The sequence below is a fragment of the Ornithinibacillus sp. FSL M8-0202 genome (genome assembly GCF_037975285.1).
GTDB classification, from domain to species: domain Bacteria; phylum Bacillota; class Bacilli; order Bacillales; family Amphibacillaceae; genus Ornithinibacillus; species Ornithinibacillus massiliensis.
Map to the genome: position 1 here is coordinate 1,022,501 of NZ_CP150248.1, position 21,129 is coordinate 1,043,629.

Consider the following 21,129-nt stretch of genomic DNA (forward strand, 5'->3'; position numbering starts at 1 on the left):
TGCGGCCGTACTCCCCAGGCGGAGTGCTTAATGCGTTAACTTCAGCACTAAGGGGCGGAAACCCCCTAACACCTAGCACTCATCGTTTACGGCGTGGACTACCAGGGTATCTAATCCTGTTCGCTCCCCACGCTTTCGCGCCTCAGCGTCAGTTACAGACCAGAGAGTCGCCTTCGCCACTGGTGTTCCTCCACATCTCTACGCATTTCACCGCTACACGTGGAATTCCACTCTCCTCTTCTGCACTCAAGTCCTCCAGTTTCCAATGACCCTCCACGGTTAAGCCGTGGGCTTTCACATCAGACTTAAAGGACCGCCTGCGCGCGCTTTACGCCCAATAATTCCGGACAACGCTTGCCCCCTACGTATTACCGCGGCTGCTGGCACGTAGTTAGCCGGGGCTTTCTGGTTAGGTACCGTCAAGGTACAATCAGTTACTATTGTACTTGTTCTTCCCTAACAACAGAGTTTTACAATCCGAAAACCTTCATCACTCACGCGGCGTTGCTCCGTCAGACTTTCGTCCATTGCGGAAGATTCCCTACTGCTGCCTCCCGTAGGAGTCTGGGCCGTGTCTCAGTCCCAGTGTGGCCGATCACCCTCTCAGGTCGGCTACGCATCGTCGCCTTGGTGAGCCGTTACCTCACCAACTAGCTAATGCGCCGCGGGCCCATCTGTAAGTGACAGCTTGCGCCGCCTTTCATCTTCAAACCATGTGGTTCGAAGTGTTATCCGGTATTAGCTCACGTTTCCGCGAGTTATCCCAGTCTTACAGGCAGGTTGCCCACGTGTTACTCACCCGTCCGCCGCTAGATCCATTAACGTCACCCCGAAGGGATCAGTTAATTTCACTCGCTCGACTTGCATGTATTAGGCACGCCGCCAGCGTTCGTCCTGAGCCAAGATCAAACTCTCCAAAAAAGTTTGTCTATGATTGACACCAATCAATCATAGGTAATTCTTAGCAAAGAAGCTGCTAGCTTCTGTAATTCTTTAATAGAAAAAACAGGGTATGTTTCTTCTTGGCATTCGATCAACAAGTGCTGTCGCACTAGTTGATTGCATAAGAATAACTATTAGGCGTTCGCCTAAGTTATTCTAAACATACTGGTTGTTTTGTTCAGTTTTCAAGGAGCAAATCTTTATCGCCGTTTTAACAACAGCTTTTATATATTATCACGTTGACAGCATTATGTCAACAACTTTTTCCAAGAAGTTTTTCACTTTCTTGACTCGCTTCTCAAATCAGCGACTTTAATAATATATCATGTTTGCATTTATAATGTCAAACACTTTTTTTAATTTATTTTCAGTCATCTGTCGCTAAATGATTCATGTCATTTGAGCAACGGATATAACTTTACCATGTATATCAACCTAAGTCAACACTATTTCTCAACTTTTATTTAATGTCGTTTAATATCAACCATTACTAATGTATTCTATTCATATCTAGGCTATCGTGTGCAATGAACCTTTCATATACTATGTCCATATTAAAGGAAAACAATTCTATTGTTTATAAAAAAATGCTATACTACACATATATAATAAGGAGGACACATTTGTATGGCTCAACTAGTTTATTCGAGTAAAATCAATAAAATCCGTTCCTTTGCCCTAATACTTATATTTGCGGGAATTGGCTTTATGTACATAGGTTTGTTAGTAAAGAAGATTGATTGGTTAATGGCTATATTCTTTCTTATAGGCGTCATCTCCATTGTATTGAGTACAGTAGTATACTTCTGGATAGGGATGCTCTCAACAAAAGCAGTTCCAATTATATGTCCAAGCTGTGAGAAGCCTACCAAAATGCTAGGACGTGTTGATGCATGTATGCATTGCAAACAACCGCTAACATTAGATAAAGATCTCGAAGGTAAGGAATTTGATGAAAAATACAATTCCCGAAAATACCAAAGAGAACAGAAGAAAAATAATAACACCAAATAGCATCTGCCTATCGGTAGATGTTATTTTTTTAGAAATGAGCAAAGTAATACATCTTTTCCCCTCCGCACCTAAAATACTTATGCAACTTTACAAGTAGCCTGAGTTATATAGAAATAATCAATATGTAATTCACATTCCTACATATAATCACAAAAAGAAAAGCGATGTTTTTTAGAAATGAGGAATTTCTTTGATACTTATAATAGATAATTATGATTCTTTTACATTTAATTTAGTTCAATATATAGACCAGCTAAATCAAGAAACTGTTGTTGTTCGAAATGATGAAATAACATTAGACATTATCCAGACTCTTCAACCATCTCATATATTACTTTCACCTGGTCCTGGCAATCCCAGTAATGCTGGGATATGTTTAGATATTGTCAAGGAGCTGTATCAAGACTATCCAATTCTAGGTGTTTGCTTAGGTCATCAGATTATAGCAGAAGCATTTGGAGGGAATATAATTAAGGCGAGCGAGCCTACACATGGTAAGATCTCTTCTATTACCCATGATGGAAAGGGCATTTTTAAAGAATTAGCAAACCCTTTACAAATTACAAGATATCATTCTCTTATAGTAGATAAAAACAGCTTTCCACAATGCCTAGAAATAAGTGCCTATACGGAAGCTGGTGATATTGCCGCGTTAAGACATAAGCTATATCCGATAGAAGGAATTCAAGGTCATCCAGAATCTATTCTTTCCGAAAGTGGCCTAGCATTATTAGATAATTTTTTCAGTTCGAAGAGGAGCGTAATGAATGAATAAACATAAACCCTTCCTTCATTTTGATTTTAATGGAACTTCTACTACTTTTGAAAACCCTGTTGAGATTATAACTACTGATGAGATTGATCAAGTTGTTCCTAGTTTAGCGAAGGTTCAAGATGCTATTCATAATGGCTATTATGCTGCTGGCTATGTATCCTACGAGGCAGCACCAGCCTTTGAACAATCCATGAAAGTATTTGATACAAATCGTATGCCACTCTTATGGTTTGGAATATATGAAGGTACTAGTAACATAGCTAACAAATCAATTGGATCTTTCTATACTACAGAATGGAAGCTCAATACCTCTACGGAGGAATACAACCGTTCTATCAACCAAATCAAAACACATATTGAGCATGGAGAAACCTATCAAGTTAATTACACAATCCGTATGGATGCAGCTTTTCATGGAGACACCTTTGCTTATTACCAACAACTGGCTAGTTCACAATCAGCCAATTATAGCGCATATTTAGATATAGAAGGTTTTCATGTATTATCCGCTTCCCCAGAATTGTTTTTCCATCTTAAAGAGGGAAAAATTACAACGAAGCCAATGAAAGGAACGATTGGTAGAGGGAACACTATAAAAGAAGACCAAGAAAATGCCAGATGGCTTTCTCAGTCAGAGAAGAATCGGGCTGAGAATGTTATGATTGTTGATCTTCTACGAAATGACTTAGGAAGATTAGCAAAGCCTGGCTCAGTAAAGGTACCAGAACTATTTACTATCGAGAAATATCCGACCGTATTTCAAATGACTTCTACTGTAACGGGTGAAATTGGTAGTGAGATAGGGATTGTAGATATATTCAACGCATTATTTCCATGTGGTTCGATTACGGGTGCACCTAAGATTAGTACGATGAATATTATTCATGATCTAGAAACTACTCCGCGCGAGGTTTACTGTGGAGCAATTGGATTTATAACTCCGGAACAAGAAGCAATTTTCAATGTCCCAATCCGAACTGTAGTCATTGACGATAATGGCCAGGCTACATATGGTGTTGGTGGCGGAATTACTTGGGACTCTATGGAAGATGAAGAATATAATGAAGTTTTAACGAAAGCAAAGGTACTGTCTAATGCAAATAACGATTTCCAGCTCATAGAAACGATTGGTTTATTCGATGGGAATTATCTTGTTTTGGACAATCATGTACGAAGGCTTAAGCGCTCCGCTTCCTATTTTACATTTCCATTCAACCAGGAGCAGCTAATGGAAATGCTCCACGACATTGCCAGTAGACACCCAGATGGGAACTTTAGGGTGCGAGTTTTACTTTGTCCAAACGGAGAATTAGCCGTAGATGTCACAAAGGAAGAGGCTGTTGTTAATGACTGCAAACCTGTTTCATTAGCGAAACATGCGATATCCCAGGATGATATTTTTCTTTATCATAAAACAACCAATCGTATCGTTTACGAAAAACTTCTTGCTGAGGTAGATGATGTGTTTGATGTTTTATTATGGAATGAACATCATGAGATAACGGAATTTACCCGTGGTAATGTCGTCGTCGAACTTGCAGGGAAGCTATACACACCACCTGTACAGTCTGGTCTATTAGCTGGAACGTATCGAGAAAAGCTACTGAATGAAGGAACAATCTCAGAACGAGTTATTCGTATAGAGGAACTTGCTGAATGTAGTAAGATTTGGTTTATCAATAGTGTAAGACAATGGGTATTAGTCCATTTAGTATAAAAATAACCCTGCTACCATCATTGGAGCAGGGTTATTCATTACATTAATGTTTATGTCCTTTTTGCTGTTTACACTCTTCACAAGTTCCATATACTTCCATTCGGTGATGACTAACTTCAAATCCGGTCACTTTGGCTGCTAGGGATTCTACTTCATCTAATGATGGATAATGAAAGTCGACGATTTTTCCACATGACTCACAAATAATATGGTAATGATCGGTTAAATTAATTTCGAACCTACTCGAGGAATCGCCGTATGTTAATTCACGAACCAATCCGTTTTCACGTAGTACACGTAAATTGTTATATACTGTTGCTACACTCATATTAGGGAATTTTCCTTCTAGTGCTTTATATATATCATCGGCTGTTGGGTGAATAACTGAGTTCATTAGATAATCAAGCACCGCATGACGTTGTGGTGTAATACGTACCCCTGACTCTTTCAATGCAACAATTGCTTTTTGAAGTCTATTTTCTGACACGTCATGCACCTCGCTTTCGTGAGAATTTCTAAGTCTGATACAATTATCATATTATAATATTTATAATTAGTGTACGCCTATCCATTCAGTCTTGTCAATATTAGTATATTGTAATGGATAAATATTATAACTTAGTTGCTCGTGTCTCAACAGAATTGTAAGACGATGAATTAGATAATATTAAAATCTAAGATGTTGTTAGTGCTTCTTACCCGCTCTGGAAAATAGTGTATCCATATAATTTAATAGCATTAAATTACACTTCCGTATTCAACGGTAACTCTTCCCCACCTAATTCTTTATTCACAAATCTAGCTGCGACAAATAAATAATCCGATAATCGATTTAAATAGGATACAACTAAAGGATTAGCTAATTCGTCTACCAGGCCAACTGCTAGTCTCTCAGCTCGACGTGTTACAGTTCTTGCCACATGGAGTGCGCTTGATGCACGGTGGCCTGACGGTAGAATAAATTGCTTTAAGGCATCTAATTGCTGGTCCCACTCGTCAATTTGCTTTTCTAGCTCTTCAATATGCTCTTTCTTAAGCTTCCATGCTACTTCCTTATCCGGTGGTGTTGCTAATTCTGCCCCAACATGGAAAAGAATCGTTTGAACCCGGTGCATTTGCTCTAGAAAACTAGCCTTCCCTTCCCAGCTCTCTCCTTCTAGTAGACTGGATGCAAGACCAATCATGGAATTGGCTTCATCACAAGTTCCGTATGCTTCTACCCGAAGATCATTCTTTGGTACTCTTTTTCCATATACTAATGAAGTTAAGCCCTTATCACCTGATCTTGTATAAATTCGCATTTTAATACCCCCTAGATGGATCAACTTTATTAACGTAGTCACTTTCACCGTTCAGTAGTTTATCTAGGTTTTCCTGGAATATCGCTAATGCTCGAACCATATAGTTTGGTGACTGTCCCGAGATATGTGGTGTTACCGTAATATTTGGTTCTGCCCATAGTGGACTATCTTCTGGAAGAGGTTCCTGCTCAAAAACATCTAATACAGCATGGGCAATTTGTTGCTCTTTAACAGCTTGTAACAAGGTTTCCGTACTAACAAGGTCACCCCTACCTATATTAATAAAAACAGCATCCTGTTTCATCAGATTAAAATGCTCTTCTGTTAATAGGCATCTTGTTTCTGCAGTACTTGGTAAGACTGAGACAATGAAATCTGCACTTGGTAGTACCTCTTTAATCGCTTTGATTGGATATACTTGATCAAAATGCTCTACTAGCCTTCCACTACGAGAAACACCAATTGTCGTCATCTGGAAGGCTTTTGCAAGTCTTGCCACTTCCTGTCCAATTGCTCCTGTTCCCAAGACGAGAAGTGTTTGCCCTGTTATTTCCTTCATGCGTACTGATTTATCCCATTTATTATTTTTTTCATTTTCCATTAGTGTTTTTTCTTGTCTATACACTTGTAGCATCATAGAAAGACTATATTCGGCCATCTGAGTTTTATGAATACCGCGAGCGTTTGTAATCAGAATTCCCCTATCTTCTATTTGCTTAAAAGGTAATTGCTCTACACCAGCTGAAAGCACCATGATCCACTTTAGTTGTGCAGCCCTTTCTAGTTTCACCTCATCTACATCGCCACCGTATGTCACTAGTACAGAAGCCCTCTCTAAATGTTGCTCTGCTTCTTCCATACCTGTTGTAAAAATAAACTCCTCGTTCGGATAGCTTTCTACCAATGTGTGCTGATGTTTTTCTGAAATATTTGCTGAGAAAAGAATAACCAAACTAAATTCCCCCTTTACATAACTATTAATCCCTATCTCCATAATAAACACATTAGAAAGATTGAACAACTTAAATCAGAAAAGCTTTGTGCCCTCGGAGCTATACGCTTTGATTTGATGCGTTCCTATCTGTCAAAAAAAGCCAGATCCCAACTATGAGATACTGGCTACGCAATATTAGTCTTCCTTTTTAAACAAACGTTTGATAGATTGGAGGAAAATCATAGCATCTAGCTTAAAGGAGCAGTTCTGCGTATAGTATAGGTCATATCGTATTTTCAAACCGTGCTTTTCATTGGTTGCTCCCTTTATTTGAGCATAGCCGGTCAATCCAGGTCGAACTTTAAGACGCTTCATCTGTTGGCGGTTGTAATAATCAACTATTTCTGGTCGCTCTGGGCTTGGTCCTATTAAACTCATATCCCCTCGAATTACATTAATCAATTGCGGTAATTTATCTAAATGATACTTACTTAACCACAGTCCTGTACTCGTGTACGTAACATGTTTATCCCGGATTATCTTAAAGTAATCCGGTACGCCGTTATCCCAGGAGCTTGGAAATGGATATGGTGGAAGCTGGCGAATGACCTTGGATCCGTTTGTCATCGTACGGAAGGACCACATGACAAAGGTCCGATTATTTTTCCCTACTCGTACTTCTCGATTGAAAATAGGCTTCCCTTCTTTTTTCGCTATTCGTATACAAATGTACAAGAATAGAGGTAAAAATAAGAAAAATAGAATGGTACTCACGATCATATCTGATAGTCTTTTAAAAAAGAAATAAAGATTAATATGGATGAAATAATTTGTTTTCGTTTTGGCAGACTCTAGCATCCTGATCATACCTTTCTTTACATTGTACAAATCCTATTACTAAATACGTATTCAAAGCGTTAGGCTTATATAACTATGTAATAGAAAAGTAATATAATCAGTCTACAAAATTTGGTTACGATAAATCGCATGGAAATGATGATATACAAAGGGGACACATACTTAGATTCTACTAAAATATGTGTCCCCTTATACGATTATACTAAATTATCACGAATAAAGTTCAGTGCATCTTCCACATGACCATCCACTTTCACTTTACGATACTCTTTCTGAAGTTTACCTTCTTTATCAATAATGAAAGTGGAGCGCTCTACACCATAATACTCTCTACCAAAGTTCTTTTTAAGCTTCCATACATCATATGCTTCTGCTACTTTATGTTCCTCATCAGCTAAAAGTAAAAATGGTAGTTCGTGCTTTGTTATAAATTTTTGATGACTTGCAACTGGATCTGGACTAACACCTACGATTACAGCATCAAGCTCTTTGAAGCTTTCATGATTATCTCGAAAATCACAAGCCTCTGTTGTACATCCTGGTGTCATGTCCTTCGGGTAAAAATATAATACAACATGCTTTCCTTTTAAATCCTCTAAACGAACTTCTTCTCCTTCTTGGTTAGGAAGGGCAAAGGAAGGGGCAGGTTTTCCTACTTCTAACGTCATTTATAAAACCTCCAAAACTTAAATTCACCTTCACTATAACATTACGATAAGTGGAATGCTATTCTCTTGCCCGCTCCTGATTAGAATTGACAAAATGAATGACAAATGCGGTCGGTAAAATATAGCCAATTAATGCTTCAATTAACGCAAGTAATCTTCCAATACCAATCGGGGTAATATCACCATAGCCAATCGTCAACATTGTAACACCACTAAAATACATCGAATGTATCAAAGATCCAATTGGACCGACCTTCCTTAATTCCCCACCTTCAACCAAGTAAATCCCTTCAAAGGAAAGGATAAAATAAATTAAACCAAATCCAATTATGACAATCGTATAGGTAATCACTAAAGAAGTGAACATTTCAATGGAAAAGCTGCGCTCCTTCATTCGGACTCCCATGATTTCTTTTTCTCCTATAACAAATCCATAGATACTTTTAGCAATAATGAAGCTGACAACGATTACCAATAACCATGGTAGTATACTCATACAATCTCCCTTTTCTCTTTTATAAGCATTACTACATCATATGCTAGTAGTTCCGAGGGCTTGTCATTTTATTTTCAAGTTGAATGCGATACAATAAGTAATGTGAACTAAAGCTAGCAAGCTTTTTACATAGGAGGAAAATGATGAACTTTACTAAATCTGAAGCACTTCATGAAGAAGCGCAACAACATATTGTTGGTGGAGTAAATTCACCATCTCGAGCTTATAAAGCGGTTGGAGGTGGATCGCCTGTTTATATGGAACGTGCTAAGGGAGCATATTTCTGGGACGTTGATGGCAATAAGTATATTGACTATTTAGCAGCTTATGGCCCGATTATTACTGGTCATGCACATCCACATATTACAGAAGCTATTAAAAAGGCAGCGGAAAATGGGGTCCTATACGGCACACCTACTCCATTAGAAAATCAGTTTGCCAAAATGTTAAAAGAAGCCATTCCATCATTGGAAAAGGTTCGCTTCACTAATTCTGGTACAGAGGCTGTCATGACAACTATTCGGGTAGCTAGAGCATACACTGGTCGTACGAAAGTGATTAAATTTGCAGGGAGCTATCACGGCCACTTTGATGCTGTACTTGTACAAGCTGGTTCAGGACCATCAACATTAGGTACACCAGACTCTGCTGGTATTCCTGTATCGGTTGCACAAGATGTGATAACCGTTCCGTTTAATGATATTGATGCTTATAAGGATGCGTTGGATAAATGGGGCGATCAGCTGGCTTGTGTTCTAGTGGAACCAATTGTAGGGAACTTCGGTATCGTTGAGCCTAAAGAAGGTTTCTTACAAGCAGTAAATGAGCTAACCCATGAGGCTGGAGCACTTGTCATTTATGATGAGGTAATCACTGCTTTTCGCTTTACCTATGGAAGTGCACAACAGGTCTATGGAATTGAACCTGATATGACAGCAATGGGTAAAATTATCGGTGGTGGACTACCAATTGGAGCTTATGGTGGTCGTAAGGATATTATGGAACAGGTTGCACCACTTGGACCTGCCTATCAAGCTGGTACAATGGCAGGAAACCCAGCTTCCATGTCAGCAGGAATTGCTTGTTTAGAAGTGTTAAAACAAGATGGTGTTTATGAAAGACTGGACAAGCTTGGTGCCCACCTAGAAAAAGGAATACTAGAAAAAGCAAAACAATTTGGAATGACACTTTCCATTAATAGGCTACGTGGTGCTTTAACTGTGTACTTTGGAAGTACGGATACAATTACGGATTATGAGGGTGCGGAAGCGAGTGATGGCGAACAATTCGCTACGTTCTTTAAACTAATGCTGAACCAAGGAATCAATCTTGCTCCATCGAAATATGAAGCTTGGTTTATTACAACAGAGCATACAGAAGCTGATATCGATCAAACAATTGAAGCAGTAGGTAATGCCTTTAAAGAAATGACTTCTAACTAATCCATAAGACACTTGTGAAAAATTAACCACAAGTGTCTTTTTTCATACTCCAATATGGTATATTCTTCTTATCAATATTGTGTTAATTTTCTAAAAATAGAGGTGCTTTCCATGTATTTCCTTCAGAAATCTTTAGCAACCATATTTAGTGCATTAATTATTGGATTCGTTTTATTTGACTACTTCTTCTTTGCTTTTCTTATTTCCCTCCCGATTTTTCTAATAGCTGGATCTATATGCTCCTACATTGTCGATGTATATCTACTTGAGAAATTAAAAATAAGTAGCTTACTACAAGAATATTTACTATCGATTATTGTATATGCATTAGGCGGAATCGTTACCATGTTTATCTTCTCCATTAGCCAAGGTAGTATTTCAAGCAGTACCATTTTACCGACTTTACTAATAGGAATCGTTCCTGCCTTAATCTATTTGCATCTTAGCTTTCTATTTAAGTTAGTGTTATTTCGGAAAAACACACTCATAGGTTAGTACATGTAGTGGAAACAAATGAACTCAAGAAGGCAGTTAATAAGAAGCGGAATTATTCTCCTATTTCTTTTCGTACTCGTTTTTGGAAGTTAGAGACATGCCACTGTACAAAGTTTTCCAATTCCAATCATTGCACAGGTTGAAAAGAAGTACAGTGACCATGAAATTTCTTTTAATTTCATCGGAATCAATACACTTTATGTAGAGCATGTAAAACCGTTTGGCTGGAAGCAAGTAGATCAAATGGGCTCTAGGAGAATTTACGAAAAAGATGGACATACAGTTGCCTTAACCACTTTTAAAGATGGATTTTATATAGAAGCCGACGAGTAACATTGTAGTACTCTGTCACATTTTACAATAAAAACAAAAGCCACCAATAACATCATCCATGATTTATTGGTGGCTTTCTCATTAATCTTCCTGTTGTCGCTTATGAGCTAAATATATTCTTTTTGAAATTAAGGTCTGTATAATCACGATGAATCCTCCAACTGTCCAATACAATGGTAAAGCAGCTAGCGTATTTAGTGAGATAATTCCTATCATAATTGGGGATATCAATCCAATTAATGCCATCTGCTTTTTCATCTTTGGATCAAGTCCAATTTGTGACACCTTATACTGAATGAAATAAACCAATACAGCAATAGCAACCATGATGTAATCCGTTTCTCCTAAGTTAAACCAGAGGAATGAATGGGTTGCTATTTCTGGTGTTTGGCGAATAGCATAGTAGAATCCAATTAGAAATGGAAGCTGAATAAGCATCGGTAAGCAACCACTAAAAGATGAAAGTGGATTGAAATTATGCTTTTGATAGAGCTGCATCATTTCGAGTTGAAGCTTTCTTTGTGATTCAGGGTCTTTTTTATCTTTATATTTAGCCTGAATCTCTTCCATTTCAGGCTTGATAATTTTCATTTTATCTTGCATTTGCATACTATTCTTTGTTTGTTTAATCATAAACGGCATAATGACTATTCGAATTAATACGGTGATGATAATAATAGAAAGACCGTAATTATCATGAAAGAATACTGCAATAGATTTTATTAAGATAGAAAAGCTGTCTACAAAAATGTGATTAAACCATCCTGTTGACTCGGATGAACTATTCCCAGAACATCCAGCTAGAAATATTATGAGTAAAATGCCTCCGAAAAGGCTGATTTTCTTAAAGTTAGTGAATACAGATTGTTTTTCCATTGTGCTCCTCCTCGTTTTTTAACAAATTTATAAAATGAGGAAAGAGCTCCTTCTTCATCGTCATCCGGTACTTCGATTCGTTTCGTAATAATCGCTAACCAATTACGCCTCTCTACAAATTCATTCACTTGATGCAGTACAGGCTCAAAATTACCATATAATCGGTAGTGATTTCTTATATCCACCTGCTTATTGAAAAAGAATTCAAATTCAGGGAACCAACGAATAACATATATAGCGGAAAGTAATACACTTACATATAGATAAAATGGTGAAAAATCACCAAAGAATTCAAATAGAAAATCTAGCATCATCTGTATTCACCCCCTTTACCATTTAACGTACTTCTATTTCATACGTATGATACACGTAAAAAGTTTCTCTTTCTAGGAACAATTATTTCCATTAATCATCAAAGTGTTGTACTTGATATAAATCATAATAACTTCCCTTTGATTCCATAAGTTCCGTATGCGATCCTACTTCCGTTATTTCCCCATTTTCGATTACGACAATTCTATCCGCATGAGTAATAGTTGCCAGTCGGTGGGCAACAATAAATGTTGTTCGATCGGAGGCTAATTTTTCCATTGCTTCCTGTATCGTATGCTCACTCTCTAAATCTAGCGCAGAAGTCGCTTCATCAAAGATAAGGATTGGTGGATTCTTCAAGAAAACGCGAGCAATTGCTATACGCTGCTTTTGTCCTCCAGATAGCTTCACACCACGCTCACCTACTAATGTATCATATCCTTGTGGTAGTTCCATAATGAAATCATGGGCATTGGCAGCTTTAGCCGCTTCCATAACCTCTTCATCTGTTGCATGCGGGTTCCCCATGCGAATATTCCTAGCTACCGTATCCCCAAATAATATATTATCCTGAAGTACCATACCGATATTGTTACGAAGTGATCTTGCTTCATAGTCACGGATATCGATTCCATCCACTTTTATCGATCCTCCGGTTACATCATAAAAACGTGGAATCAAACTGATTAATGTTGATTTACCCCCACCACTCATACCGACAAGGGCAATTGTTTCACCTTGGTGAACCTGCAAGTTAATATTCTTCAGCACAGTACCTTCATCGTCATATTGGAAGGATACTTGATCAAACTCAATATCGCCGTGAACACGACCTGCTTTGACTGCATTTGGTTTATCGACAATATCATATTTTTCATTCATAAATTCAAATACACGGTCGATAGAAGCAATCGATTGGATAAGTACAGTAGATGAGTTTATCAATCTACGTAATGGACTATAGACCCTTTCTAAATAAGCAAAGAATGCTACCATGGTACCTAATGTTAAATTACCAACGATTACCTGATAACCCGAATACGTTATTACTAATAATGGCGCTAAATCGGTGATTGTATTGGTTACGGCGAAGGTCTTAGCATTCCAAGTCGTATGCTCTAATGCTTTATTTAAAAACTTACTATTTTCTTTATCGAATTCCTTTTGCTCATATTCCTCTAATGCAAAGCTGCGGGTAACCGGAACACCCTGTACTCTCTCGTGTAAATGTCCTTGTACCTCTGCTAATGCTTGGGAACGTTCCCTTGTTAGGCGACGTAACTTCCCATAAAAATATTTGATGGAAATACCAAATATCGGGAATAAAATAATCGAAACTATCGTTAAACCAACATCCATCGATAACATAATACCAATGGCAATAAATATTGTTATTAAATCGAGCCATATATTCATTAAACCCGTGATAACGAAATTCTTGGTTTGTTCGACATCATTTATTACCCGGGAAATTATTTCGCCGGTTTTTGTCGTAGAATAGTATCTTAAGCTCAATTTTTGCAAGTGGTCGAATAGCTTATCTCTTATATCATAAAGGATTTTATTCCCTACCCACTGGGCAAAGTATTGACGATAATATTCAATTGGTGGACGAAGAACTAGAAAAATGACGAATGCTCCACCCATAATCCAGAAGAGGTTGGTTAGTTTTTCATTAGTCCCCCATGTCTCATGACCAATAATGTCATCAATGACGTATTTCATGATTAATGGAATTAATAGTGGTATTACAAACTTCACAATCCCAATAACAATCGTAACGATAATTTTCCATTTATACGGTTTAACATACCCCATGAATTGCTTTATACTGCTCATAATACATCAACTTTCTGTTTGTTTTTTTCTAGAATTATTGTTCTCTAACTTCTTTTGTAAAAAACGGAATACAATAGTATTGTTTATGTTGCATGCCACGGTTATTATGCTTTCCCTATAAAAAAAAGCAAAACCCTTGCTACACATGTAACAAGGTTATCATGACCTATTTGCACTTAAAATCTATATGTAAGAAATCGTTCGTACCATTGATCAACAAAACCAGGTGAAAACGGTCCTTTTCGCTGCTGTATCCAATGCTGTAGTTCTGCCATATTATTGTATAAAATTCGGTCTAATACCCCAGGGTAATTCATTTCATCCCTATGAACTTGATATTCATCTTCATCTAATAAATCAAACGTCATATCTGGATAAACCTTTAAATCTAAATCATAATCAATGTACTTTATTGCATTTTCTTCATAAACAAATGGAGAGCTAATATTACAATAATAATGAATACCATCATCACGAAGCATACCGATTATATTAAACCAATGCTTGGAATGGAAGTAACATATAGCAGGCTCTCTTGTAATCCAGGTACGCCCATCACTTTCTAATACATTTGTCTTATCATTAGCCCCGATTACAACCTGTTCCGTTCCTTTCAACACAATCGTGCTTTCCCAAACACGATGCAAGTTGCCATTATGTTTATAGCTTTGAATTTTTAAATCTGTACCAGCCCTCGGAGCTACCATCTAATCCCTTCCCATTCTAATTACTTAACCGTTGGATATAATTTATTTACACATCCTATAAATCGACAATTTGTCTAACTTTTTCTATCTATTATAAGGGGTGTCAAATAAAATATAAAGCATTTAGCAATGTGATAAGCAAAAAGAAGAGCCTCCGGGAGATAGGAAGCTCTTCATTACTTCGAGGGTAGATCGTTATTTTTTATTAGCTTGAGATTGTTGATTTTGCTGTTTAACTTCTTGAGCATTTGTTTCAGAAGCAAATTCTGTACCAAATTGTCCTTGACCTGCTTTAGATTGCGCGTTTTGCTGTTTTACTTCTTGTACGTTAGTACCAGAAACAGTTTTGTTAGGATTTTTAGCCATTATTATCACCTCCAACAATAAATACTATTTCCAGATAGAGGTGTAATTATGAAGGTAATTCAATAGTATATTTTGGAAGTTTTTCTCCAGTATATTTCTTATAAGAACTGCATCATCTTTTGATGAGAAACTGGGAATGGATAATGTCCTAGCTCTTCTTCCTCCACAAATGTAAGACTGGTAACCTGTTCTGCCTGTTCCATTAAGACTGCTGGATATATACCTAGCTCCCATGTTAAATGTGAAAATACATGCTTTAATTCCCCTTGTTTTTTTCCTAATTTAACTCTTACCCCATAATGGGTGAAGAACCAATTTTCTACTAATTCCATTTCAAGCTCTTGCAATGGAACCATCGGGAATTGCCAAAGATTAGCCAACAAGCCTTCTTCCGGTCGTTGCTCGATAGCAACTTTACCTTCTTCATTTCGTAGTAATAACACTGCATATGGCATTTTTTTATTCTTTTTAGCTTTTGTTTTTATCGGTAATTGTTGCTCAACGCCTAGTTTAAATGCTTCACAGTACTCTTGTACGGGACATACTAAACATGCAGGGGATTTTGGGGTACAAATGGTTGCTCCAAGATCCATAATTGCTTGGTTAAAGGATGAGGGATCCTCGTGTGAGATAACTTCTCTTGTAACCGATTCAAATAACTTCTTTGTTTTAGGTAAAGCTATATCATCATCAATATTGAGTACTCGAGAGAACACACGCATCACATTTCCATCAACTGCAGGTTCTGGTTGATTATAGGCAATAGAAAGAATTGCGCCCTTTGTATAAGATCCTATTCCCTTTAATCCTTCTAATTGCTTCGGATCATTAGGAACTGTCCCGCCGTAATTTTCCACTACTTCGCGCACTGCATGTTGTAAATTACGGGCACGGGAGTAATATCCTAACCCTTCCCAAGCCTTTAATACCGCCTGCTCCTCAGCAGCTGCTAAATCATATACTGTAGGAAATTTTTCAATAAAATTATTAAAATACGGAATCACTGTATCCACTTTTGTTTGTTGCAGCATAATTTCTGATACCCAAACTTTATAGGGGTCTTGATCCTGTCGCCATGGTAAGTCTCGCTTGTTTGTATAATACCAAGCTAAAAGATCATTTTGAAATGCAGAAATATTAAAATAATGTAACGGATTATCCTGGACTGTCATATAACCACTTCCTTTATGGTACACTAAAAACACACTGAAAAATTTTAAACCTCAAACTAGATTCTATAGGAGGAATTCGATTTGGATACTGGAACCCACATTGTTATGGGGGTTGCCTTAGCAGGCCTAGCAACGCTCGACCCGGCCGTGAGTAATGATCCGGTCTTATTCAACGCAGTCCTAGTCGGTACAATTATTGGTTCACATGCACCAGATTTCGATACTGTATTAAAATTACGTAATAATGCAACCTATATTAGACATCATCGAGGAGTTACCCATTCTGTCCCTGCCGTCATTACTTGGGGTATTTTAATCGCGACGATTATCCACTTGTTTGTTCCTCAAGCTAATTTCTGGCATCTATGGGGTTGGACAGCATTAGCGGTTTTCCTACATGTGTTTGTAGATATTTTCAATGCTTATGGTACACAAGCATTTCGTCCTTTTACAAATAAATGGATTGCCCTTGGTTTCATCAATACCTTTGATCCTTATATTTTCACCCTACATGTGGCAGGGATAGTGGCATGGGTCTTAGGAGCAAATCCTGGCATTACTTTTTTAATCATTTACGCAGTAATTATATTATATTACACCAAGCGTTATATGGAGAAAAAAGAAATTGTTAAAACTATCCATGAATTCATTCCAGATACAACGGAAATAGCAACTTCCCCAACCATAAAGCAAAATTACTGGCGAGTTGCCATTACGACACCAACTAATTTCTACGTCGGAATAGTGGAAGATGGCCATATTGAAATTGTGGATGAGTTTGAAAAAGTTCCATTACCTAATTCCCCGATTATTGATATAGCCATGCAGGATAAAAATATATCTGCATTTTTATCCTTCTCTCCTATATACCGTTGGGAGATTAGTGCATATGATGACTATACTGAGTTACGTTTTATTGATTTAAGATATCGCTCTAAAACATTTTACCCATTTGTTGCAGTGGTGCAAATCAATAACGATCACGAGATAATTAGCTCTTATACAGGCTGGATTTTCTCAGAACATAAGCTTCAAAACAAATTATATGTTGGCGATAGTCCAGTTTAGTGAACAAGGAGAGAAGCGTAGTTCTACCGCTTCTCTCCATTTTTATTAAAATCAAAAGAGCTCCTTTACTAAACAGAGCTCTCGTCTATTAGTTATCTAATTTTTTCCCTAATAAAGAAATTGGAATTGCCTCTTCTTTTTCATATACTTCATCCAATAGATTGATGCGATGCCCCCATGCAAAAACCCCTTCTAAATAGTTAATTTTAAACCGGTGACCTGGGTCATGACGGAACTCGTATGTGCTCCCTGGTTTAAAGTCTTCTGGATTTAATGTATATGCTAAAGCTAATTGCATTTTTCTTTCATATATTTGAACTTCACTAATATTACCTAATTGTTCTGCCTTTTGGGCTTTTTCTTTAAATTCTCCTACTAAAGCAAGTAATTGCTCCACAGATAAATCACTATACCGATAGTTCATTTAGCTAGTCCCCCTTCAACTCACTTTACATTTTATCAACAATTTAAGACAATTAAAATGGTTATACATTAATATTAGACAAAAGGTGGCTAAATATATGCCGACAGTTGCAATTACAGGTGCTGGTACTGGGCTTGGGAAGGCCTTAGCATTCGAATATGCTAAGCACGGGTATACCGTGTATTTATTAGGACGGAGAAATAATCCGTTACAACTTGTTCAACATCAACTAATTCAAAATGGATTTGACGCAGAAGTTGTTCTCTGTGATGTAAGAGAAGATGCTTCTATTCAAATTGCCTTTCAGCGTATCGGTGAGCTAGATGTTTTCATTAATAATGCTGGCACTGGTGTATTTGGACCTATTGAAGACTATACGGTTGACGATATTGATACTACTTTAGATACAAATGTAAAAGGAACTATACTAGCCGTACAAGCTGCTCTTCCACTTATCCGAAAAAGTAAAGGGAGAATCCTAACGATTATTTCTACAGCAGGAATACGTGGAAAAGTTAATGAATCTCTTTATTGCGCCAGTAAATTCGCTATCCGAGGCTTCACAGAATCCCTACAAAAAGAATGGGAAGAGGAAAATTTCTCTATCACCGCCGTTTATATGGGCGGAATGAACACACCATTCTGGTCTAAATCTCAACATGTTGACGATCCCTCACGTCTAAAAAGTCCAGAGATTGTAGCAAAACAAATTTATGCGGAAGATGATGGCCGCTTAGAGATTGTGATTGATAAGTAGAGGAATTTCGTGGGGCTGATGCTGGAGTGGGGGTTGGAGGGGGATGGTTTTCTTGCTTGGGTGTGGTTTATTTGGGCTTATCTAATTCTCACTTGGGCGTATGTTTCAGGTTTTTGGGATTATCCTTTTCTCAATTGGGCGCATGCTTCCGCTATTTGGGCCCATCCTTCTCTCGTTTGGGTGCATCTAATTCTCGTTCGGGCTTATGCTTCCGCTTTTCGGGATTATCTTTCTTTCGCTTGGGCGCATCTACTTCTCTCTCGGGATCATGCTTCCGCTTTTCTGGACTATCCTTCTCTCGTTTGGGCTCATCTAATTCCAATCCGGGACCATCCTTCCGTTTTTCGGGATTATCTTTTTCTTTCGCTTGGGCACATCTACTTCTCACTTGGGATCATGCTTCCGCTTTTTGGGCTCATCCTTCTCTCGTTTGGGTGTATCTTCTTCTCTCTCGGGCTTATGCTTCCACTTTTTGGGCTTATCTTTCTTTCGCTTGGGTACATCTAATTCCCATTCGGGCTCATGCTTTAGCTTCTTGGGCTCATCTTTCTCTCGTTTGGGTGTATCTTCTCCTCTCTCGGGATCATGCTTCCGCTTTTCGGGATTATCTTTCTTTCGCTTGGGCGCATCTACTTCTCACTCAGGCTCATCCTCCTCCCGCATAAGCGCATCTTCCCCTAAACTATCTACAATACCTAAAAAAACAAGGGACTTGCTCCCTGGCAAGTCCCTAAAATTCTGCTTCAATCTCTTCATCGATAAATTTATTGATTAAATCTATTTGAAATCCTTTACGATATAACCCTTCTTTTACTTTCATTTTTAGCTCATATCCTGACTTTTTAGGGGAGTGTTTTCGGACAAGCTTTTCGCCTTGGTATACTAGTGATTCCCATTCTGCAGTGTTATCTTTCTCATCTACTACTGATAATAAAACTTCGCCTATCACATCGGAGGTAAATCCTTTTTGGACTAGGGTGGTTCGGAGCTGCTCAATTTTTTTGTTAAAGGATTCTTTCTTACTGGAGCCTATTTTTTTGTTTACCCATTTCATTGCTTTCTCAAATTGTGTATCATAGTTATAAAGTGTTACAGCTTCTTCCGCAATTGATGGGGCAACTCCTTTTTCTATTAATTCTCGTTTTACTAATAGAGGACCCTTTGATGTTGTATTTATTCTAGTTAAAGTAAAGGCTTCAGCAAATTGTTTATCATTAATCAATCCTTCCTTCGTGAGACGATCGATAATGATCATAATATGCTCGGGCTCTACTTCCTTTTTCACTAAATAATCATATATTTCCTGTCTGGTTCTCATACGGAAGCTTAAATAATTGATTGCTAACAGATAGGATTTTTGGATTGTATCTTTTCGGATGAGGAGATCAATCGTTGCTTCATCTAGCTCAAGTCCCTTTCGGAGTCCAAATTCCACCAAGATTGCTTCGTCTACACTAAAGGCATACTTATCACCGTCACCTTCAACAAAATAAATATTATAACGTTGTTTACTCTTTTGTTGTGTTGTTATTCGGCTTATTTTTGCTGGCAACTTCATCACCTCTTTTGTCCATCATAACATGATCATAATATAAGATTACCAAAAGTGAGGAGATTTGTATGAATTTTTTAATCACGGGCGGTACTGGTTTTGTTGGTAAAAAGCTTGTTGAAAGGCTAACCTTACTCCATCATAACAGCTATATCTTAACCCGCACCCCAGAGGAATTTACCAATACCGAACATACTACATATATCACATTTGAGGACGCAAAAAAACTTCCTCCTATTTATGGGGTGATTAATCTTGCAGGCGAGAGCTTATTCGGTTACTGGACGAAGAAAAAGAAAAAAAAGATTAAATCTAGTAGAATCGAAATCACCCAAAAGATTATTCATCTCATGAAGAATATGGATGTCAAACCTGAAGTCTTTATAAGTGGGTCTGCTGTAGGTTACTATGGCGTGTCTGATGATATCATGTTTACGGAAGAGACAGAAAAGCCTGGGGATGATTTTTTAGCTGATGTTGTAGTAGCATGGGAGAATACAGCGAAACAGGCGGAAGATATGGCTATTCGAACAGTGTTTGCACGGTTCGGTGTGATTTTAGGGAGAGATGGTGGTGCATTACCGCTGATGTCACTACCTACGAAATTATTTGTCGGCGGTAAGATTGGCAAAGGAGAGCAATGGACCTCTTGGATTCATATAGATGATGTCGTGGATATGTTGATTTTTACTATCGAAAATGAACACATATCTGCTGCTCTTAATGTGACAGCTCCAACTCCATCTCGGAATAAAGAATTTAATCAAATTCTTGCCAAGAGTCTGCGACGTCCTTATTGGTTCCCTACACCCGGGCTTTTAGTCCATACTGTTACCGGGGAGATGAGTCAGCTTGTGTTGAAAGGACAGTATGTGCTACCAAATAAAGCAATCGAAAACGGGTTCCAATTCACATATCCGACGCTGGAATTAGCGTTAAATCAACTATTTGCTGATGTAAAGAAAAATTAACAAATTTTGTCGATATTTTTGATGAAAAAGTTGTTCCATTTTAGTGATAATCATAGTATTATATGTATTGTTACAAATCGAAACGATTAAAAACACATATTCGTTCTTTC

23 protein-coding genes and 1 rRNA gene (1 of these 24 running past the window's edge) are annotated in these 21,129 nt (G+C 37.8%); 8 read left to right on the forward strand and 16 right to left on the reverse strand.

The features are described 5' to 3' along the window. Positions 1-921: ribosomal RNA gene (locus MKY78_RS05250) — 16S ribosomal RNA — on the reverse strand (it extends 641 nt beyond the left edge of the window). Between the two features lie 648 nt (positions 922-1,569). Here MKY78_RS05250 and MKY78_RS05255 point away from each other — a divergent pair. The 3 genes from MKY78_RS05255 (at position 1,570) to pabB (ending at position 4,448) form a co-directional block, all read left to right on the forward strand. Then, positions 1,570-1,956, forward strand: a complete 387-nt coding sequence (locus tag MKY78_RS05255) for a YgzB family protein (RefSeq protein WP_186868831.1) — start codon at positions 1,570-1,572, stop codon at positions 1,954-1,956. 190 nt (positions 1,957-2,146) lie between these two features. Continuing rightward, positions 2,147-2,731 carry an aminodeoxychorismate/anthranilate synthase component II gene (locus tag MKY78_RS05260; protein WP_339216750.1) on the forward strand — a complete coding sequence of 195 codons (585 nt, stop codon included), beginning with the start codon at positions 2,147-2,149 and terminating at the stop codon, positions 2,729-2,731. After that, positions 2,724-4,448, forward strand: coding sequence for an aminodeoxychorismate synthase component I (pabB, locus tag MKY78_RS05265; protein ID WP_339216751.1), 1,725 nt, complete (start codon positions 2,724-2,726; stop codon positions 4,446-4,448). The genes MKY78_RS05260 and pabB overlap by 8 nt, the downstream gene beginning before the upstream one ends. A 43-nt stretch (positions 4,449-4,491) precedes the next feature. Here pabB and perR read toward each other — a convergent pair whose 3' ends face one another. The 6 genes from perR to MKY78_RS05295 form a co-directional block, all read right to left on the reverse strand. Further along, positions 4,492-4,935 (reverse strand): peroxide-responsive transcriptional repressor PerR, encoded by a 444-nt coding sequence (perR, locus tag MKY78_RS05270; protein ID WP_186868834.1) that lies wholly within the window; start codon positions 4,933-4,935, stop codon positions 4,492-4,494. A 256-nt stretch (positions 4,936-5,191) separates the two neighbouring features. Next, entirely contained in the window at positions 5,192-5,749 is a 558-nt protein-coding gene (locus tag MKY78_RS05275) for a cob(I)yrinic acid a,c-diamide adenosyltransferase (protein WP_339216753.1), read from the reverse strand. 1 nt (position 5,750) lies between these two features. Next, entirely contained in the window at positions 5,751-6,701 is a 951-nt protein-coding gene (locus MKY78_RS05280) for a D-2-hydroxyacid dehydrogenase (protein ID WP_339216755.1), read from the reverse strand. 177 nt (positions 6,702-6,878) lie between these two features. Beyond that, positions 6,879-7,550, reverse strand: a complete 672-nt coding sequence (locus MKY78_RS05285) for a sugar transferase (RefSeq protein ID WP_339216757.1) — start codon at positions 7,548-7,550, stop codon at positions 6,879-6,881. A gap of 188 nt (positions 7,551-7,738) precedes the next feature. Continuing rightward, positions 7,739-8,209: a thioredoxin-dependent thiol peroxidase gene (bcp, locus tag MKY78_RS05290; protein ID WP_339216759.1), complete on the reverse strand. Its 471-nt coding sequence runs from the start codon at positions 8,207-8,209 to the stop codon at positions 7,739-7,741. Positions 8,210-8,267: 58 nt separating this feature from the next. After that, on the reverse strand, positions 8,268-8,705 hold the full coding sequence (locus MKY78_RS05295) for a potassium channel family protein (protein ID WP_339216761.1): 438 nt from the start codon (positions 8,703-8,705) through the stop codon (positions 8,268-8,270). A gap of 143 nt (positions 8,706-8,848) precedes the next feature. Here MKY78_RS05295 and MKY78_RS05300 point away from each other — a divergent pair, with 143 nt between their 5' ends. Together MKY78_RS05300 and MKY78_RS05305 are read left to right on the forward strand one after the other, a co-directional pair. Beyond that, positions 8,849-10,147, forward strand: coding sequence for a glutamate-1-semialdehyde 2,1-aminomutase (locus MKY78_RS05300; protein WP_339216763.1), 1,299 nt, complete (start codon positions 8,849-8,851; stop codon positions 10,145-10,147). A gap of 54 nt (positions 10,148-10,201) precedes the next feature. Continuing rightward, positions 10,202-10,642: a hypothetical protein gene (locus tag MKY78_RS05305; RefSeq protein ID WP_339216765.1), complete on the forward strand. Its 441-nt coding sequence runs from the start codon at positions 10,202-10,204 to the stop codon at positions 10,640-10,642. Positions 10,643-11,056: 414 nt separating this feature from the next. Here MKY78_RS05305 and yidC read toward each other — a convergent pair whose 3' ends face one another. The 6 genes from yidC to mutY form a co-directional block, all read right to left on the reverse strand. Beyond that, a complete protein-coding gene (gene yidC / locus MKY78_RS05310; RefSeq protein ID WP_339216767.1) occupies positions 11,057-11,851 on the reverse strand; it encodes a membrane protein insertase YidC in 795 nt (264 codons plus the stop codon). After that, positions 11,785-12,165: a hypothetical protein gene (locus MKY78_RS05315; RefSeq protein WP_339216769.1), complete on the reverse strand. Its 381-nt coding sequence runs from the start codon at positions 12,163-12,165 to the stop codon at positions 11,785-11,787. Before MKY78_RS05315 ends, yidC begins: the two co-directional genes overlap by 67 nt. 91 nt (positions 12,166-12,256) lie before the next feature. Next, positions 12,257-14,002: an ABC transporter ATP-binding protein gene (locus MKY78_RS05320; protein WP_339216771.1), complete on the reverse strand. Its 1,746-nt coding sequence runs from the start codon at positions 14,000-14,002 to the stop codon at positions 12,257-12,259. Positions 14,003-14,178: 176 nt separating this feature from the next. Beyond that, the gene (locus MKY78_RS05325; RefSeq protein WP_339216773.1) at positions 14,179-14,709 is read right to left on the reverse strand and encodes a DUF402 domain-containing protein; all 531 of its coding nucleotides are present in this window, start codon (positions 14,707-14,709) and stop codon (positions 14,179-14,181) included. A gap of 195 nt (positions 14,710-14,904) precedes the next feature. Then, entirely contained in the window at positions 14,905-15,075 is a 171-nt protein-coding gene (locus MKY78_RS05330) for a gamma-type small acid-soluble spore protein (protein WP_339216775.1), read from the reverse strand. 98 nt (positions 15,076-15,173) lie between these two features. Next, positions 15,174-16,247: an A/G-specific adenine glycosylase gene (gene mutY, locus MKY78_RS05335; RefSeq protein ID WP_339216777.1), complete on the reverse strand. Its 1,074-nt coding sequence runs from the start codon at positions 16,245-16,247 to the stop codon at positions 15,174-15,176. Between the two features lie 81 nt (positions 16,248-16,328). Here mutY and MKY78_RS05340 point away from each other — a divergent pair, with 81 nt between their 5' ends. Then, complete coding sequence (locus tag MKY78_RS05340; RefSeq protein WP_339216779.1) at positions 16,329-17,315, forward strand: metal-dependent hydrolase; 987 nt, start codon at positions 16,329-16,331, stop codon at positions 17,313-17,315. 88 nt (positions 17,316-17,403) lie between these two features. Here MKY78_RS05340 and MKY78_RS05345 read toward each other — a convergent pair whose 3' ends face one another. Continuing rightward, positions 17,404-17,739, reverse strand: a complete 336-nt coding sequence (locus tag MKY78_RS05345; RefSeq protein ID WP_186868850.1) for a YfhH family protein — start codon at positions 17,737-17,739, stop codon at positions 17,404-17,406. A 97-nt stretch (positions 17,740-17,836) separates the two neighbouring features. Here MKY78_RS05345 and MKY78_RS05350 point away from each other — a divergent pair, with 97 nt between their 5' ends. Further along, entirely contained in the window at positions 17,837-18,496 is a 660-nt protein-coding gene (locus MKY78_RS05350; RefSeq protein WP_339216781.1) for an SDR family oxidoreductase, read from the forward strand. A 151-nt stretch (positions 18,497-18,647) separates the two neighbouring features. On the opposite strand, the gene MKY78_RS05355 is transcribed toward MKY78_RS05350, so the two are convergent. After that, a complete protein-coding gene (locus tag MKY78_RS05355) occupies positions 18,648-18,884 on the reverse strand; it encodes a hypothetical protein (RefSeq protein ID WP_339216783.1) in 237 nt (78 codons plus the stop codon). Positions 18,885-19,226: 342 nt separating this feature from the next. Then, positions 19,227-20,048: a recombination regulator RecX gene (gene recX, locus MKY78_RS05360; protein WP_339216785.1), complete on the reverse strand. Its 822-nt coding sequence runs from the start codon at positions 20,046-20,048 to the stop codon at positions 19,227-19,229. Between the two features lie 68 nt (positions 20,049-20,116). Between recX and MKY78_RS05365 the strand changes: the two genes are divergently transcribed. Further along, a complete protein-coding gene (locus MKY78_RS05365; protein WP_339216787.1) occupies positions 20,117-21,019 on the forward strand; it encodes a TIGR01777 family oxidoreductase in 903 nt (300 codons plus the stop codon). The last annotated feature ends 110 nt before the right edge of the window (positions 21,020-21,129 follow it).

Excerpts from the sequence above, each read along its gene's own strand:
- MKY78_RS05255 (WP_186868831.1), top strand. The coding sequence starts at position 1,570 with ATGGCTCAACTAGTTTATTCGAGTAAAATCAATAAAATCCGTTCCTTT.
- MKY78_RS05285 (WP_339216757.1), bottom strand. The coding sequence starts at position 7,550 with ATGATCAGGATGCTAGAGTCTGCCAAAACGAAAACAAATTATTTCATC.
- MKY78_RS05365 (WP_339216787.1), top strand. The coding sequence starts at position 20,117 with ATGAATTTTTTAATCACGGGCGGTACTGGTTTTGTTGGTAAAAAGCTT.
- pabB (WP_339216751.1), top strand. The coding sequence starts at position 2,724 with ATGAATAAACATAAACCCTTCCTTCATTTTGATTTTAATGGAACTTCT.
- MKY78_RS05295 (WP_339216761.1), bottom strand. The coding sequence starts at position 8,705 with ATGAGTATACTACCATGGTTATTGGTAATCGTTGTCAGCTTCATTATT.
- MKY78_RS05330 (WP_339216775.1), bottom strand. The coding sequence starts at position 15,075 with ATGGCTAAAAATCCTAACAAAACTGTTTCTGGTACTAACGTACAAGAA.
- MKY78_RS05305 (WP_339216765.1), top strand. The coding sequence starts at position 10,202 with ATGGTATATTCTTCTTATCAATATTGTGTTAATTTTCTAAAAATAGAG.
- MKY78_RS05275 (WP_339216753.1), bottom strand. The coding sequence starts at position 5,749 with ATGCGAATTTATACAAGATCAGGTGATAAGGGCTTAACTTCATTAGTA.
- MKY78_RS05345 (WP_186868850.1), bottom strand. The coding sequence starts at position 17,739 with ATGAACTATCGGTATAGTGATTTATCTGTGGAGCAATTACTTGCTTTA.
- bcp (WP_339216759.1), bottom strand. The coding sequence starts at position 8,209 with ATGACGTTAGAAGTAGGAAAACCTGCCCCTTCCTTTGCCCTTCCTAAC.
- MKY78_RS05325 (WP_339216773.1), bottom strand. The coding sequence starts at position 14,709 with ATGGTAGCTCCGAGGGCTGGTACAGATTTAAAAATTCAAAGCTATAAA.
- MKY78_RS05350 (WP_339216781.1), top strand. The coding sequence starts at position 17,837 with ATGCCGACAGTTGCAATTACAGGTGCTGGTACTGGGCTTGGGAAGGCC.
- MKY78_RS05320 (WP_339216771.1), bottom strand. The coding sequence starts at position 14,002 with ATGAGCAGTATAAAGCAATTCATGGGGTATGTTAAACCGTATAAATGG.
- yidC (WP_339216767.1), bottom strand. The coding sequence starts at position 11,851 with ATGGAAAAACAATCTGTATTCACTAACTTTAAGAAAATCAGCCTTTTC.
- MKY78_RS05300 (WP_339216763.1), top strand. The coding sequence starts at position 8,849 with ATGAACTTTACTAAATCTGAAGCACTTCATGAAGAAGCGCAACAACAT.
- mutY (WP_339216777.1), bottom strand. The coding sequence starts at position 16,247 with ATGACAGTCCAGGATAATCCGTTACATTATTTTAATATTTCTGCATTT.
- MKY78_RS05315 (WP_339216769.1), bottom strand. The coding sequence starts at position 12,165 with ATGATGCTAGATTTTCTATTTGAATTCTTTGGTGATTTTTCACCATTT.